This is a genomic window from Rosenbergiella nectarea (assembly GCF_900111105.1).
Lineage (GTDB): Bacteria > Pseudomonadota > Gammaproteobacteria > Enterobacterales > Enterobacteriaceae > Rosenbergiella > Rosenbergiella nectarea.
The window spans coordinates 13,260-29,548 of record NZ_FOGC01000017.1 but is presented as its reverse complement, the minus strand read 5'-3'; the positions used below and the strand labels follow the sequence as shown (position 1 = coordinate 29,548).

At 44.5% G+C, this 16,289-nt stretch carries 16 protein-coding genes and 1 pseudogene; 8 read left to right on the top strand and 9 right to left on the bottom strand.

The window, feature by feature from the left end; genetic code table 11:
- Positions 1 to 3: 3 nt before the first annotated feature.
- Positions 4 to 165, bottom strand: a pseudogene (locus BMX14_RS16490) (aminotransferase class I/II-fold pyridoxal phosphate-dependent enzyme); the annotation flags it as partial.
- Between the two features lie 78 nt (positions 166 to 243).
- Between BMX14_RS16490 and BMX14_RS15440 the strand changes: the two are divergent.
- Entirely contained in the window at positions 244 to 1,167 is a 924-nt protein-coding gene (locus BMX14_RS15440) for a peptidoglycan-binding protein (protein WP_092678318.1), read from the top strand.
- On the top strand, positions 1,164 to 1,625 hold the full coding sequence (locus BMX14_RS15435; RefSeq protein WP_092678316.1) for a lysozyme inhibitor LprI family protein: 462 nt from the start codon (positions 1,164 to 1,166) through the stop codon (positions 1,623 to 1,625). The genes BMX14_RS15440 and BMX14_RS15435 overlap by 4 nt, the downstream gene beginning before the upstream one ends.
- Before the next feature lie 218 nt (positions 1,626 to 1,843).
- Here the strand turns inward: BMX14_RS15435 and BMX14_RS15430 are convergent, their stop codons facing one another.
- On the bottom strand, positions 1,844 to 3,028 hold the full coding sequence (locus BMX14_RS15430) for an amino acid aminotransferase (protein ID WP_143056432.1): 1,185 nt from the start codon (positions 3,026 to 3,028) through the stop codon (positions 1,844 to 1,846).
- Positions 3,029 to 3,156: 128 nt separating this feature from the next.
- Positions 3,157 to 4,560: a replicative DNA helicase gene (gene dnaB / locus BMX14_RS15425; protein WP_092678311.1), complete on the bottom strand. Its 1,404-nt coding sequence runs from the start codon at positions 4,558 to 4,560 to the stop codon at positions 3,157 to 3,159.
- 105 nt (positions 4,561 to 4,665) lie between these two features.
- On the opposite strand from dnaB, the gene BMX14_RS15420 reads away from it, so the two are divergent.
- A complete protein-coding gene (locus BMX14_RS15420; RefSeq protein WP_092678309.1) occupies positions 4,666 to 5,649 on the top strand; it encodes an NADPH:quinone reductase in 984 nt (327 codons plus the stop codon).
- A gap of 114 nt (positions 5,650 to 5,763) precedes the next feature.
- On the opposite strand, the gene dusA is transcribed toward BMX14_RS15420, so the two are convergent.
- On the bottom strand, positions 5,764 to 6,816 hold the full coding sequence (gene dusA / locus BMX14_RS15415; RefSeq protein ID WP_092678307.1) for a tRNA dihydrouridine(20/20a) synthase DusA: 1,053 nt from the start codon (positions 6,814 to 6,816) through the stop codon (positions 5,764 to 5,766).
- Positions 6,817 to 6,905: 89 nt separating this feature from the next.
- On the opposite strand from dusA, the gene BMX14_RS15410 reads away from it, so the two are divergent.
- The 4 genes from BMX14_RS15410 (at position 6,906) to BMX14_RS15395 (ending at position 9,699) form a co-directional block, all read left to right on the top strand.
- Positions 6,906 to 7,985 (top strand): tyrosine-type recombinase/integrase, encoded by a 1,080-nt coding sequence (locus tag BMX14_RS15410; protein WP_092678305.1) that lies wholly within the window; start codon positions 6,906 to 6,908, stop codon positions 7,983 to 7,985.
- A 74-nt stretch (positions 7,986 to 8,059) separates the two neighbouring features.
- Positions 8,060 to 8,305: a DinI-like family protein gene (locus tag BMX14_RS15405; protein WP_092678303.1), complete on the top strand. Its 246-nt coding sequence runs from the start codon at positions 8,060 to 8,062 to the stop codon at positions 8,303 to 8,305.
- Between the two features lie 375 nt (positions 8,306 to 8,680).
- Positions 8,681 to 9,283 (top strand): pesticin C-terminus-like muramidase, encoded by a 603-nt coding sequence (locus BMX14_RS15400; RefSeq protein WP_092678301.1) that lies wholly within the window; start codon positions 8,681 to 8,683, stop codon positions 9,281 to 9,283.
- Positions 9,280 to 9,699 carry a DUF1311 domain-containing protein gene (locus BMX14_RS15395; RefSeq protein WP_092678299.1) on the top strand — a complete coding sequence of 140 codons (420 nt, stop codon included), beginning with the start codon at positions 9,280 to 9,282 and terminating at the stop codon, positions 9,697 to 9,699. Before BMX14_RS15400 ends, BMX14_RS15395 begins: the two co-directional genes overlap by 4 nt.
- Before the next feature lie 184 nt (positions 9,700 to 9,883).
- Here BMX14_RS15395 and BMX14_RS15390 read toward each other — a convergent pair whose 3' ends face one another.
- The 4 genes from BMX14_RS15390 to BMX14_RS15375 form a co-directional block, all read right to left on the bottom strand.
- Positions 9,884 to 11,071 (bottom strand): tail fiber domain-containing protein, encoded by a 1,188-nt coding sequence (locus BMX14_RS15390; protein ID WP_092678297.1) that lies wholly within the window; start codon positions 11,069 to 11,071, stop codon positions 9,884 to 9,886.
- 70 nt (positions 11,072 to 11,141) lie between these two features.
- Positions 11,142 to 11,957 (bottom strand): hypothetical protein, encoded by an 816-nt coding sequence (locus BMX14_RS15385; protein WP_092678295.1) that lies wholly within the window; start codon positions 11,955 to 11,957, stop codon positions 11,142 to 11,144.
- Complete coding sequence (locus BMX14_RS15380) at positions 11,950 to 12,348, bottom strand: hypothetical protein (protein WP_092678293.1); 399 nt, start codon at positions 12,346 to 12,348, stop codon at positions 11,950 to 11,952. Before BMX14_RS15380 ends, BMX14_RS15385 begins: the two co-directional genes overlap by 8 nt.
- Positions 12,348 to 13,796, bottom strand: a complete 1,449-nt coding sequence (locus BMX14_RS15375) for a phage tail tip fiber protein (protein WP_230527534.1) — start codon at positions 13,794 to 13,796, stop codon at positions 12,348 to 12,350. The genes BMX14_RS15380 and BMX14_RS15375 overlap by 1 nt, the downstream gene beginning before the upstream one ends.
- Before the next feature lie 632 nt (positions 13,797 to 14,428).
- Between BMX14_RS15375 and zur the strand changes: the two genes are divergently transcribed.
- Positions 14,429 to 14,956, top strand: coding sequence for a zinc uptake transcriptional repressor Zur (zur, locus tag BMX14_RS15370; RefSeq protein WP_092678290.1), 528 nt, complete (start codon positions 14,429 to 14,431; stop codon positions 14,954 to 14,956).
- Here the strand turns inward: zur and dinF are convergent, their stop codons facing one another.
- Positions 14,957 to 16,285, bottom strand: coding sequence for an MATE family efflux transporter DinF (gene dinF, locus BMX14_RS15365; RefSeq protein ID WP_092678354.1), 1,329 nt, complete (start codon positions 16,283 to 16,285; stop codon positions 14,957 to 14,959). It lies immediately after the preceding gene.
- Positions 16,286 to 16,289: the final 4 nt, after the last annotated feature.

Genomic DNA, 16,289 nt, shown 5'->3' with positions numbered 1-16,289 from the left:
TTCTTACATCACTGCAGCCATCGCCGAAGCGACTTTTTCAATATTTTTCTGGTTCAACCCTGCCATACACATTCTTCCACTGCCGAGTAGATACACACCAAACTCTTCACGTAAGCGAACGACTTGTTATGCGATCAAAGTTGTATAACTGAATAGGCCTCGTTGACCGGCTCATTCGCTGGCAATAATATTTTTAAGGCCTTAATCAAATGGAATTGAAATACAGTCAAAAAGGAGCATTGAATGCTGTACCAGGAACCGCGAATCTATCGGCTGAAAGGAACTGTTGGAAACTGTGGAACTAACAATCCTAATGACGTAAAAGCAATACAGAAAATGATAATTGGTGCTGGGTACCCGTTATCGACCGGAAGAACTCTCAGTGTAGATGGTGTATGCAGCTCGCAAACCAATGAAGCGATAATATGGTATCAACGCCTTTTAACATTATCGCCTACCGGGCTGATTCATCCCACAGATAGTTTCTTTATTTATGCGATGGAAAATGCGTACTCTCCTGGAAGGAGGCCACAACAGACATCAGGTTCTCTCCGAGTAAGCGAGGGACAGATAACGTTTGATGCTAAAGGACTTGATTATATCACCGCCGTTGTACCTTTCAGGCAGCAACATTATCCGAGTTTTTCTAGAATATTACACTGGCCTTCAACATTCTCATCCGGTGTCACGCTCGGGCGAGGTTACGATATGGGGAATCGTACGAGTGGTGAGATTTTTTCAACACTTAGGCAGGCAGGTATTGAAGAATATAAAGCAGTTATATGCTCTAAAGCATCACACCTTAAAGGTCGGCAGGCAGAACAGTTTATAAAAATTTATGGCTATCTTATTGGTGAAATCACTCATACCCAACAGATCACACTTTTTAATATAGTCTATAGGGAGAAACTGAACTATGCACAAGGTGTGTATTTAAGAAACTCACGCCACGTGGCAAATGCGCCCACTTGGTACCAAATCGATAAAGAGATACGTGATGTATTTGTCGATACCCTCTATCAGGGTAATAGGTCAGCACCTGAGATGGTAAGAATAATAGCACGCGGTGGTAGCCGAAATGACATTATAAGCTATCTCAAAAATGATCCGATGTTAAGTAGAGACCAAAGAAGAAATGATATAAGAATCAGGAGCCTGAGTAAATGATGAGATTTTTTTTCTATTATATTTTCTGCACGGTATTTTCAGCTTTCACTATTAATTCTTACGCTAAATCAAACTCAGGATCTATCGTCGATAATAAGAATATTTCTGCCTGTATAGAAAAGTATGGTGATAATAATAGTGAATGTCTGGGGTCTTTAAGTGAATTAACAGAAAAAAAATTAAATACCATCTATCAGGAAAAATTAAATGAAATTTCACATTACGATTACAGCCAGTGGTGGATGGGAGAGAAAAAACAAAGGGAAGAGATGAGAGACGCTTTCATTCGTAGCCAAAATTTATGGTCGGCCTATCGACAAGACTACTGTAAATCTGCCAGCACGGGAGCGGAAGGCATTGAGGGTTATGGCGCAATATTGTTAAGTTGTCTGATAAATATGGGAATAAGGCGTATAGACGAAATCAGAATGGTACACCCTGATCTTTCCGATGGTTAACGACACGTGACTAAACCACGAAGTGGCTAGCAATCTCGTTGTATCACGGAAATGACACTGTCACCGCACCTATTTTTATATTTGCTCGATACTCAGCGATAGTAAAATTAACAAGAATTCAATAAAGACTATTCCGCCAAAGGCCCTGATAGTTTGGTACGTATCGACCTTTCAGCTCAATAACCATCCTAAAAAGGGCGCCTCAGGCGCCCGACTTCTTACATCACTGCAGCCATTGCCGAAGCGACTTTTTCAATATTTTTCTGGTTCAACCCTGCCATACACATTCTTCCACTGCCGAGTAGATACACACCAAACTCTTCACGTAAGCGAACGACTTGTTCTTGGCTCAAACCGGTATAACTGAACATACCTCGTTGACGGGTTAAGAAACTGAAATCCTTGCTAGGGATTTTTTGTTGTAACGCGGTCACTAAGGCTTCACGCATCGCTAAAATACGCACGCGCATTGCGTCGAGTTCTGCTTTCCAATCTGCGAATAATGACTCATCCGTCAGAATCGTGGCGACCACTTTAGCGCCAAACGCAGGTGGGCTAGAGTAATTGCGACGTACCGCCGCTTTGAGTTGCCCTAATACGCGGTCGGCTTCTTCACTGCTGTCACAGGCGACAGATAAGCCCCCCACACGTTCACCGTAAAGCGAGAAGATTTTCGAGAATGAGTTACTGACGATAACCGGTAAACCTTGCTGGGCCGCTTGACGGATCGCATAACAATCCGCCTCGAGACCTGCGCCAAAGCCTTGATAAGCGATGTCCATAAAAGGAATTAACTTACGTGCTTTAAGCAGAGCAATGGTTTCATCCCATTGTGCATCGGTAAGATCGGCACCAGTAGGGTTATGGCAGCACGGGTGTAGCAAGACGATGCTCTGTTCTGGCAAGCTTTTTAGTTTTTCGATGAACCCGCTAAAATTAACGCCTTGCGTGGCGGCATCGTACCAAGGGTAAGTATGTACCGGGAATCCAGCGCCATTGAAGATGGCAATATGGTTTTCCCAGGTTGGGTCACTCACCCACACCTCAGATTCCGGGAAATAACGTTTAAGGAAATCAGCGCCGACTTTCAATGCCCCTGAGCCCCCTAAGGTTTGAATCGTCGCGATTTTTGCGGCATCCGCCTGCGCACCGAAAAGCAGTTGTCCCACAGCTTGACGATAATTAGCCAAACCTTCCATCGGCAGATAAACCGATGCTTCGTTGATGGATGATTGTAAACGCGTCTCAGCCTCAGCAACGGCGTTGAGCTGCGGGATAATACCTTCTTCGGTATAGTACAGACCAATACTTAGGTTAACTTTTTCGTCACGCGGGTCTTGTTTGAATTTTTCCATTAGCGACAAGATTGGATCGCCAGCGTAAGCATCAACATTCTGAAACACAGTAGAAATCTCCATCAGGGGGCTGAAATACGATAAGCGCCGTGGTTAGCGTTACCCTACCTTATTATCATTTGCATCAAGAAAGAAGATGCAATCTCGCAAAAGTAAACTTTAGGTCTACGCCGTCACTATTCTTCGTCGTAATCCGGTCCAGCATAGTTATCAAAACGTGACCATTGTCCATTAAAGGTCAGTCGTACCGTACCAATGGGACCATTCCTCTGCTTACCAATAATAATTTCAGCGATACCTTTCAGATCGCTGTTTTCGTGATACACCTCGTCACGATAAATAAACATGATCAAGTCGGCATCCTGCTCAATCGATCCTGACTCACGCAGATCTGAGTTTACCGGGCGTTTATCTGCCCGTTGCTCCAATGAACGGTTCAACTGTGATAACGCAACCACTGGCACATTCAGTTCTTTGGCCAGTGCTTTCAATGAGCGTGAGATTTCAGCAATCTCTAAGGTCCGGTTTTCGGTCAGTGCAGGAACACGCATCAATTGTAGGTAATCGATCATGATCATACTTAACCCATTATTTTCCCGATAGATTCTGCGTGCACGTGAACGAACTTCGGTTGGGGTCAGACCTGAGGCATCATCAATAAAAATATTCTTTTTCTCTAACAGAATCCCCATTGTTGCGGAGATACGCGCCCAATCCTCATCGTCGAGTTGTCCGGTCCTAATCTTGGTCTGATCGACACGCGATAAGGAAGCCAGCATACGCATCATCAGCTGTTCGCTTGGCATCTCTAAGCTGAAGATTAATACCGGCTTATCTTGTAACATCGCCGCATTCTCGCAGAGGTTCATGGCGAAGGTCGTCTTACCCATCGATGGGCGGGCCGCGACGATAATCAGATCGGATCCCTGTAAACCCGCGGTTTTCTTGTTCAGGTCTTGATACCCCGTATCGACCCCGGTGACTCCATCATGAGGGGTTGAAACCAAGGCTTCGATACGATTGATCGTAGCTTCAAGGATTTGCTCGATATTTTGCGGGCCTTCGTTCTTATTCGCCCGCTTTTCGGCGATCTTAAACACGCTCGATTCGGCAAGATCCAGAAGATCTTCGCTAGAGCGTCCTTGAGGATCAAAACCGGCATCGGCGATCTCGTTGGCGACCGAGATCATCTCACGCACGACCGCACGTTCACGGACAATGTCTGCATAGGCGCCGATGTTGGCAGCGCTGGGGGTATTTTTTGCAAGCTCGGCGAGGTAGGCAAAGCCACCGGATAGCTCCAGTTCGCCACGCAGCTCAAGGGATTCCGATAGCGTGATCAGATCAATGGGTTGCCCTTGTTCCAGTAGACGGTGCATCTCAGAGAAAATGAGACGATGGGGGCGGCTATAGAAATCTTCAGCAACAACGCGCTCTGAAACATTGTCCCAGCGCTCATTATCGAGCATCAGCCCGCCTAAGACCGATTGTTCAGCCTCCACAGAGTGTGGTGGCATTTTTATCCCCTCAAGCTGCTTATCTTGAGGCGTCGGTTTGTTAGAGGGTTTATTTCCTGCCATAGTATTGATACCAGTCGTCAGTAAGGGGCGAGCCCATTATACGGTTTTCGCGCTGATTGTCGCCCCAAGTCTTGGGGAAACCTCCCCTATCCTTTTGGAGAATTTATGGCAAATCGTATTGAATTCCCCCAGCATGGCGGGCCAGAAGTATTGCGTTGGGTCCCTTATGATGTCGACCAACCGATGGAGACCGAAATTATCGTTCGCCACCATGCCATCGGCCTCAACTATATCGATACTTATGTGCGCAGTGGCCTTTATCCCGTCAGTCAATTCCCTTCGGGATTAGGCTCAGAAGCTGCGGGTGAGGTAGTCGGCGTGGGAAGCCGGGTAACACGTTTTAAGGTTGGGGACCGTGTCGTCTACTGCCAGTCAGGTTTAGGCGCCTACAGCGAATACCATCATGTCGATCAATCAAAAGCCGTAATCCTGCCCGAAGCGATCAGTTACCAGAGTGCTGCCGCGTCATTTTTAAAAGGGTTAACCGTCTATTATTTATTCCATATGACTCATAAAGTGCAACCGGGCGAAACCCTTTTGTTTCATGCCGCAGCCGGGGGCGTAGGCCTGATTGCTTGCCAATGGGCGAAAGCCTTGGGAGCCAAGCTGATTGGCGGTGTGAGTTCAGAAAGTAAAGCACAGCGGGCACGAGAAGCCGGCGCTTGGGCCACTCTCAACACGTCGAAGGAAGATATCGCAAAACGTGTCAGTGAACTGACCGCTGGGCAGAAAGTGCCTGTAGTGTACGACTCTGTAGGGAAAGCAACGTGGCAAGCTTCGTTAGACTGCTTGCAACCGCGCGGTCTGTTAGTCAGTTTTGGTAATGCATCTGGACCGGTGACAGGGGTTGATTTAGCCATACTCAATCAAAAAGGGTCATTATTTGTGACACGTCCCTCCCTTAACGGCTATCTTACCACCCCTGAACAACTTGATCAGGCCGGCGCCGCACTGTTCGACCTAATCATTGCAGGGAAAATTGAGGTCAGTGTACCTGCCAGCCAACAATTTTCCCTACGTGACGCAACACAAGCACATCGCGCATTAGAGAGCCGTACAACCACCGGGGCATGCTTGCTGATCCCATAAAAAAGCCTCCCGAATGGGAGGCGATTTTACTGTAAAAATGTAGGGTTACAGGGCACATGAATACACAAGCGCTTACCCAACATCATTACAGAATTCAATTAAGAAAAACTTAACTTAACTCACACTTTCTCGGTATTGCTGTGAGACTTTAGCCAAGGCTTGTTCTAACACCGAGACATCCGCCCCTGCTTTGTGGGCGTTCTCACTTAAATGGCGTCGCCATTGACGTGATCCCGGGATACCTTGGAATAGGCCTAACATATGGCGAGTGATATGCCCCAAGTAAGTCCCCTGCGCTAACTCTTTTTCAATGTAGGGGTACATCGCCTCAACCGCCGCCACACAATCGACACTCGGCGTCGTAGAACCGAACAGTTGGCGATCTATATCCACTAACATGCCTGGATTTTGATAGGCTTCGCGGCCGATCATCACACCATCGACATGATTCAGATGTTCTTTAGCTTCTTCGATCGTTTTAATCCCCCCGTTTATCGCCAGTGTAAGCTGCGGGAAATCCTGCTTCAGCTGATACACTCGCGGATAATCTAGTGGCGGGATCTCTCGATTTTGTTTAGGGCTTAGCCCTGATAACCATGCCTTACGGGCATGGATAATGAAAGTATCGCACTCGCCACGGTCAGCCACAGTGCCAATAAAATCACAGAGAAACGCATAGCTGTCTTGCTCATCAATACCGATACGTGTTTTAACCGTTACGGGAATAGAAACCGCATCTTTCATCGCCTTAATCCCCTCCGCTACCAACGTAGCATCGGCCATCAGACAGGCACCAAAGCGACCATTTTGTACTCGGTCAGAAGGACATCCAACATTTAAGTTAATTTCATCATAACCACGGGCTTCGGCAAGACGCGCCGCATGGGCGAGATCGTGCGGATCACTGCCTCCAAGTTGCAGACAAACCGGATGCTCCTCGTCACTGTAAGCCAAATAATCGCCTTTACCATGGATAATCGCACCAGTGGTCACCATTTCGGTATACAACAGACTGTGTTGTGTCAGTTGTCGTAAAAAATAGCGACAGTGGCGATCGGTCCAATCGAGCATCGGGGCAACGGAAAAACGATTACTGGGATAAAGTGGCGTTGCACCGCTAATTAAGCTGCTACAACTAGGTTTGTTTAATTCTTTATTTTCGTGCATTTTTTATCATTTTGTCGTATTTTTTCTTTGTCAGCACCCCCAACAGCACCCCTAGCAAATGGGGTGCTGAGCAAAGGCAGAGGAAAATCATGGCTTACTATAGCATAGAAAAACGTCAACGGGCCGATGGTACTTTGAGATATCGATGCACCGTAGGTGTTAAAGAAGGTGGTAAATATGTATACAGGGAGAACCGAACGTTCAGTAAACAGGCTCATGCAAAAACGTGGGGTGCCAGCAGGGTATCCGATTTAGAAACAAATGGGGTGCCTGTTGCCAACGACTCAAACAAAATTACAGTCGGTGGCTTATTAAAGCGCTATATTAATGATCCTAATCTTGGTGGTAAATCAGGTAGGACAAAACGTTATGTACTGAATATGTTGTTGGACTGCGATATTTCTGAAATCAAGCTTACTGAATTTTCAGCTAACCATGTTATTGACCACTGTCGACATAGAAGCGCAGCCGGTGCGGGTCCATCTACGGTTAATCACGATGTTAGTTATCTATCTTCTGTTCTTGTGTCAGCAAAACCAGTTTACGGTATCGACTACACAAATAATCCTGTTATAGATGCAAGGCCAATTCTCCTCCAAATGGGTTTGATTGGAAAATCAAAACGACGCAGTAGGCGTCCTGTAAGTGACGAATTAGATAAATTATTAGCTGGTCTTGAGGCTAGAGGTGATCACGCTTCTGCAAAAATCCCTTTCGTTGATATTCTTAATTTTTCTATCCTTAGCTGCATGAGAATTGGAGAAGTATGTAAGATCCGATGGGACGATATTGATGAAAATCAGAAAGCAGTTATTGTAAGAGATAGGAAAGACCCAAGGAAAAAGGCAGGGAACCATATGCTTGTCCCTTTACTTGGCGATGCTTGGGACATAGCTCAAAAGCAGCCTAAAACTAGCGATCTTATATTCCCCTACAACTCAAGATCTGTTTCTGCAGGATTTCAGAGAGTTAGAAATAAACTAGGTATTGATGATCTTCGTTATCATGACTTAAGAAGAGAGGGTGCCAGTAGGTTATTTGAAGCTGGATTTAGTATTGAAGAAGTAGCTCAAGTTACAGGACACAGGTCTTTGAACGTGCTTTGGCAAGTATATACCGAGCTTTATCCTAAATCTCTGCATGATAAATATCAAATTTCGAAAAAATAAAAATTCCCCCTCAATATTGATACTGTATGTGAATACAGTACTATTGCGCTGAATTTTAGTGTGGAGATGGAAAAATGATTGTTGAAATAAAAATTTCTAAAGATAAAGTAAAAATGATGCCGGTAGGATCTTTGGAGGCTTTACAACGCGAGATGACAAAGAGAGTAGGCATTGTTTATCCTGATGTAGAAGTTATTGTCAAACCATCTAGTAATGACAGTTTGTCAGTCCTTAGAGCCCCAGATAAAGATAAAGCAAAAAAATTTGTGGAGAACACCCTACAAAACACTTGGGAAAGTGCCGACGATTGGTTTTATTGATACCTATCATGGGGTATTATGGGGTAGAAGGTCCAATCCCTATCATACAGACCAAATCATAATTCTGTTGGTATCCATTTTTGATACTCCACTTCCTAAAAGAGCCCGCATTATTACTGATTTTGCGGGCTTTTTTAGGAATTTCATGACGGTTTAATAATAGCGAGATTCAAGTATTTTTGACCTGATACAATATCTCCTCCTCCGAATGGCTAAACGTTCGCCCCATTTTTTTATCTTTGCGTGTTGAAGTTAACGATTATTCTAGGTTCATAATAGGCTGATAAATAATGTTATAAAAATAAATATATGATATATAAATTGAATCAATAAAGTTTATTCTTTCGGTTTCTATCATTAGAGGAGAGCTTATACATGGAGCCCAAACAAGGTCTACTTACCTTCCTAGCAGAAGGAAATAACGTACCGAGTGGCATATACTATTCGAGAAAGATTCACTGGCCTGGAAACTCATTACAATGTGATAAATTTGCTTCTGGAGTCACAATAGGAAGAGGATATGATTTAAAAAATCGTAATGAGGGTGAGGTAATAAAAGATTTAACAATGTCCGGAATTCCGCTTGATAAAGCAAAAAAAATCGCTCAAGGAGTAACAAAAAGTCATTGTTTGGCTAGCAATTTTGTCAAGAAAAACAAAGGGTCTATAGAAGAAATAACAGAAATTCAACAATTGAGGCTTTTCGAAAATACGTATCCAAAGTACGTTATTGACTCAGAGAAATTCTACAATAAACATAAGAATAATGAATGCGTTCCTTGGAATGAATTAGAGCAACCGCTAAAAGATGTTTTAGTCGACATGAAATATCAAGGCCGACTAGAAATTAACATGATCCCAATTTTTGGTAAAAATTCAAAAAAAGCAGTGATAGAACTAATACATAAGAGAAGTAAGCTATCATCAGACGAACTAGGACGAAAAAGAATTCCTTACCTAGAGAATAATATTAAATGAAAAAATACATAATGTTTGCACTATCCATAACATTTTCAGCGAGCGTTTTTGCCGAAAATGAAATTGTTTTTTTTAAAAATGAGACGTTAGATAGCTGCTATAAGAGAACAATGTCATCAGCGGTGCAAAACTGTATGATTTACCTTTCGGAAAATAAAAAAAAGGAGTATGAAAAACAATTCAATACTCTGATAAAAAATGCAACTAACGAAAAAGAAGAATTTCACAATTATAATGAATTCCTTAACGCTATCAATTCATCTAAAAAGAAGTGGGATGAGTTTGTAGAGGATGAGTGTCTAGCTGAGGCATACCTAGATGAAAAAGAAAGCTTTGCATTTTACACCGATAAGAATGCTTGTTTAGTCAAAGCTTACAATGAAAGAATAGAGTTTTATAAAAATTATCAATTCTAGATCTAAGATCATCAGAAGATTATAACTCTATAATCTTCTGATCTGTACATAATTTTTTCGGGGATGAATCCTGTTTCAACGCAATCTATTGTGGGAGATGGGAAAGCCATGTCTACCTCTATACAATAGGGAATATTCTAATTGTAGTAGAAGGACTATCATTATGATTTAAGTAGCCTGAGAATTACTTTTTCTCTAACGCTTCAACTTTAGCTGCTAACTCCTGAATAGCCATCGTTAGTTTGGCTATCATTGCTACTTGGTCTAGCTGATAAGCGTTAGGGTTATTTGGATCATTAACAATGTCGTAGTCATTAGGTAGGCCTTCCCCAGTTACGCATTGCGGTGACACAGAAACTAAATCATTAGCTATAAAACCTAGCTTAGTATCAGATTCTGGTATTATTCCTCTTCCCTTGTATTTGAAAGTGGCTGGCTTCCATTGGTTGATCTCTTCCAAAGAAGTAGACGTTTCATCTGAAGGGATGTATTCAATTTCGTCCTTTAGCTCTTTATCGGAGTTAGCATTTAATGCCATTGTTCCAATGTTTGTTGTGTCTATCCAGACTTGTAGAGCACCTCCTGTCCAAAAATAATTGAATGAATTTGACCCAGACGCACCTCCTCTTCCTGCCACACATCTGTAACCGTGGACAGCAAAGGCTGGCCCACCATCAAAAATAAGATAGCCACCAGCATAACGGATGCTAGTTTGAGAAGAGCTTCCGAAATATAAAGAATTCAAAATTCTAAAATTTCCGTTTAGCGTAAGAAGACCAGTAGCATCGTTTATTAATCTTACGTTAAAGTCACTAGAGTCATTATTATAGTGAAAATCGATAAACGGTGTATTACCCAGCATTTCTATGCCGAGGGTTTGTAGTGCCCCAGTCAATGTTCCACCGCTTAAACTCAACTTCCCTTCCAACCCCTTTTCTAAATCCACATTGGAAGCTTTATCTTTCAGTGAGTTTTCCAACGACAACCAAGATGGCCCCGTGTACTGGCTTCCATCTGGAACGTTAACTGTCACATTTCCCGATCCAGTCAAAATCTGCTGCCAGTTTGCCTTGTCGTAATTAAGTCCTCTGATAGCCTGCGCAGTTCTTGCTCCTAGTTCTGCGGTAATGGCAGTGTATGCACCGCGATCGATTAATGAGAATGACTGCCCTGATACTTTGCTGCCTTGATAATTAGCTGTAAGGGTAATCGAGGTATCACTCTTAATTGCGCCTATCACAAAGGTGTAAGGAACATTGCCGATATTGGTTACAAGCGCCCCGCCCACCTGTGCTTCTGTGGTGAATTTAGTGCCTGAGCCAGTGACTGTAAGTGAATTTGCGTTAAGCGCTATAGTGCCAGTTGCTGCCATGTGTGGCTCCTGAATTTGGGTAATAAAAAACCCGCTGAAGCGGGTTGTTCTTCATATACTTGGGCTAAAATCACCCACCTATTTGTGCTGAATCATAACTAGATATCGCCCTGAACGAGATTGGGTTGTATGTCTTTGGGAGGTGAGCAACGTTAGCAATCATCACCTGTGTCCTTGAGCTTCTAAGATAAGTATTATTCTGATTACCAACGCCACCGCTACTAATCCTAAAGGGAACTACAGAGACTTGAACATTACTTCCATTCACCCATCCAGTCTCGGTGTAATATACATAACTAGTTGAAGCGTAGGTTCTTGGGTTTGGTACTGATAAAGCCAAATCTCCTGTGGCTTTAGTTGAAATATTGGTAACGTTTGACTCTCCAGAAATCCTGCCCCAGTTTGGAAAGCCCGTCTCCATCCAGATGACATCCCTTAAATCCATTAGAGGCCAATTAGAGTCAAATGTTACGGTGTTTTTCTCATCCCTTATACGCATGCCATAGTCACCCGTATTTGGATTATTCCACCTATCGAAGATATAGTACTGAAGGCCAGTGATAGAAAGATTTGACCATTTAAATATCAGCCAATGGTCTTTATGGCTTCTATCTTGTATGCCGCCAAGTGAAGTAACGCCAACTCGACTTGTAGAATTAATAGGCTTGAAGAATATAATAGGTGAATTGAATCCTTCAGTTGCCGGTCTAGCTACAGATATTGTCCCTCTTACGTCCCCACCTGGGTTAACAACCCCCGAGTCAAAATTGGTAAAATTTGCATCGGTTATCTGTCCTGACGACCTCAATGTAAAAGGAATATCTACCCCTATACCCGCTATTTTATAACCCTTAGAGTTATAAATATTCGCCCCATAATTAGCCATTATAAACACCATAAACTGCAATGAGGTCTGAGGTTGAATCATTTAATTCATCAATACACGACAGATTTTCCCAGCGCCATGTAAGTGATATGGAATTTCCATTGAATACCACATCCGGTGACCACTGAGTACTTGTGACTGAGGCGGGTAGAAAAAAAATGTATGGCGTTCCATTGCCAAAATTTAGCCCACTTATCACGCCAGAAAATTTATAGGGTATGTTGCCTGTATTATTAGCGTGTGGCTTCCAGAAGGAGCCACTCGAGACTCCAGTCATGAAATTTACAGTTTCCGATAACTGAAAGGTGCCTAAAACCTGCGAGAGAACACTTTCAGTTTCACAAGTAACTGCCCCATTGGCATCCCTGAACCTAAATCCGTAATCTGCCATTATGAAAGCTCCCCTATTTCAACCCTGAGTAAATTATTGCTATCAGTAACCGTGAGGTTATTTTCATCCTTACTCAGACGCCAACCACCACTCGAACCATACGAAATAGATTGTAAGTAACTCCCTATTTTTCCTGAGGTGATCGTACCGTCACCGATCAAGGCTTGGCTGATAATTACCTGTCCATTCTGTATTGCAAAAGGTGAGTAAGTTTTGCCTCCGGCTTCGCTCATTACCGCAACCCTATCCGCAAGGAATAATACTTGCGAACTTACTCCACCATCACCGGCAACTTGCACACCGATAGACATGCCGGCAGAGTAATAAGTCCCTTTATAGGTCACACCAGCATTAACGCTAAATACAGCTGAACCCGTGCCATCGGTTGAGAATTGCGTGGTTGCTTTCTCTGATATTGCCGCAGTATTTTCGCCAACAGTTGCCTGTATTTGGTCAAACTTCTGCGCATAAGCGTGGTCGTTATCGGCGATAGTGGTTTTCACCGAGATAATGTCAGCGCGATTCTGTCCATTCACCACCATTTGATGATCGACAATCGCATTATTATCCAGAGCATTTTGCAGGATACCTTCAATGCTCGTGTCAATCTTGGCAGTTAGCTGTTTGCCCGCCTCGCTTTGTAACACTTGGTTAGTAATATCGCCGAGTAGTTCAGAGGCATCAATGCTCGATTGACCTTCAACGAACGCCGTCCAATCTCCTTTATTGCCGATTTTGTCGATTATCCTTGCGCGATACCAACGGCGTACACCGGCGGGCATTGGTCCGTGCTGATAATTGCTACTCGGATAAGGAACTAGCGTGAGCAGTTGAGGATTTTGCCCGTCAGCAGTCGTCGCAACCTGTAATTCAGTGTACGCGGTATCACCCGAGCCATCAGGGAACGCCCATGTTAGGTCGATATTCCACACCACGTCATCCGTAGCGAGTAGGTTAACAGGTGTGCCGGGCTTGCCGACTTTACCGGATAACGCCACACCCTGCGCATAACCCCATGGCGAGGATACGTCGGCGGCGTTGATTGCCCGCACACGGACATCATAAACGCCGGCATAGATGCCTTGCACAGAGAATCCCTGCGCACTGGTCAAGCCAACATTCACCCAGTCGCCGTTATCTTTGCGCCACTGTGCGGTGTAGTTTATTGCCCCGTCTACCTTATCCCATGCTGCTTGCAGTGTTGCTACCGTGACACCTTGGGCGATATGGTCAGTTTCAGTGACCACGATATTTTGTGGCGCACTCATCACACTGGTTGGTGTAACCGTCACGGGTGCCGGTTGGATTTTCACCCCGTCGTCAATGTAGCGGAACTTGTTCGGGTCATACTGGACAGCGGCGACAGTAAAAGTGCCGTCGTCATTATCCGTAATCGAGGTTACCCGAAATTGTTGAGCCGCTAGATTGTCACTATCGATAATCCACACCGCCCCGGGAACAGGCTCAGTATTATAAGCTGTGTTAACGGTGAGTGTTTTCTTATCTGCGGCAATACTGGAAATGGTGCGAGTCTGTGAGGTTCCGTCAGGTAGGTTAAGAATGAGTCGGTCACCTGCCGTGAAATCAACCTCTCTATCTAGTGTGATTTTTAGGCCATTAACTGCTGAGATTCGTCCGCCGTTTTGTTTTCCTGCCCGATACGGGTCAGCTATACCAATAATTGCGTTAGGTAAAGGAATATGACCTTCTAATCCAATACTGTTTGAGGATCACTAACACTTCGAAGAGGCTTAATCCACACAGCGTGGCGATTTGGCGATGACTCAAACCCGGCATTTTCATCGACGCCCAGAGAATGAATAAACGGCTAGGATTACTCATCGTTCTGAAAAAAATTATGCTTCGCTTGCTCGTTAAAATTCATCGCTAAAATCATAGATGACCGATAACTCCCCGGCTCGAATACGGCTTATCACGATATACCGCCAACACTTACCCTACAATTTTTATTATAATGTTCACCTGTTACCCCAGCTGTTCAAGCAGAAGGCATGTTCTGCGCTTCAACGAAGATATGTGTTAGAATCCAGACAATGAATTTAACGATTGAGGCGTTTTTATGCAGCCATGTTCTGCCAAGAAGATAATCGCTGAGGCTGAGAAACTGTGCATTCAGCGTGGTGTTCGATTAACCGCGCAGCGCGCAGAAGTTTTGCGTTTAATGATTGAGCATCCGCACGCGATCAGCGCTTACGATCTTCTGGATAAATTACGCATCAGTGAACCTCAAGCGAAACCGCCCACCGTTTATAGAGCTTTGGACTTTTTGCTGGAACAGGCTTTTATTCACCGTGTTGAATCGAATAATAGTTATGTCGTGTGTCCGCATTTCGATCACCCTTCTCACACCTCGATGCTGTTGGTGTGTGACCAATGTGCTTCGGTCACTGAAAAACCAGCGGAAGGGGTCGAGAAATGGATAATCGAGCAATCGACTGAAGCGGGCTTTACGCTTCGTCATAGCATTATTGAAGCCCACGGATTATGCCAGCAGTGTAGTGCCATTCTACAATGTGAAGACCCTGAACATTGTCACCATGACCATCACAACGTGGTTGAACCTAAGCGTAAAGCGGGCCGTGCCTAGCTATCGACTGAGATCAAACCAGCTGTTTTGTCGCTGGTGTTGGCGCCATGCATAACCTAACGTGATCCCGCGCAGCGCCAAAAACATCATTAACGCCAACCAGAGACCATGATTACCTATCCATGGTACGGATAATAACGTTAGCGCAAAGCCGATCGCCGCGATCAGCATACTATTTCTCATTTCCCGACCACGCGTTGCACCCACAAATAAGCCATCAAGTAGGTAACAGCCAACCCCCACTAGCGGACAAATCGCCTGCCAAAATAGGTAGTGGCTAGCCCCTTGCTGTAAAGCGGGAATCGAGGTCAGAAGCTGTATGATATTTTGGCCGAAGAATGCATAAATGCCACTGAATACTAGTGCTACGGCCATCGCTTGCTTACAGGCCGAGTGCCATATTGCGGTTAATGAGTGGGCATTTCGCTCACCAAAGGCTTCACCCGCAACAGATTCGACGGCATAGGCAAAACCATCCAACGCGTAGGACGTGAAGGTTAAAAACATCAATAGAATCGCATTAACGGCGACGATAGTGGTTCCTAATCGCGCGCCAATAATGGTGAAGCTGATCAGACAAAGCTGTAGGAGTAATGAACGTAATAAAATATCACGATTGAGGCGAAAAAACCGGGCTAACCCCTGACTTAAATGAGACATCCGCGGGATAAGTGATAGGTTACGCTGTTGTGATGCCCGCCAGACTAAATAGAGCCCTAACACTAGGCTAGCATATTCTGCGATGACAGTTGCCCAAGCAGCGCCACTCACCGCATAGTGCCAGTGCAGAACAAAGAGTAATTCCAAAACAATGTTTACCGTGTTTCCCCCAATCAGCAGAATTAATGGCGCTTTAGCATATTGTACGCCCAACAACCAACCTAGGATGACCATATTTGCCAAGGTGGCCGGGGCGCTGAGCCAGCGGATAGAAAGGAAAAGAGTGGCTTGATGGTGAGTTGCGTGCTGAGTGCCCATCATACTTAGTATTAGCTCAGTGATCGGCTGATGGAATAACGCAAAGATAATGCCTACGCCTAATGCCAAGATCATCGGCTGGAAAAAAGCTTGCACTAATTTCTGCTGATTTTTTTCTCCCCACGCCTGCGCCGTCATCCCTGTTGTGCCCATTCTCAGGAACAAAAACAACATGAATACGAAACTGGTCGCGCTACTGCCAATCGCCACGCCTGCTAAGTAGACTTCACTGCTTAAGTGCCCGATAACCATAGTATCGACCAGTCCCAGGAGTGGGACTGAGATATTGGAAAGGATCATCGGCACCGCGAGTTGCCACAGTTTTTTATCCGTTGCCGTGAATCCTCTCAGCATC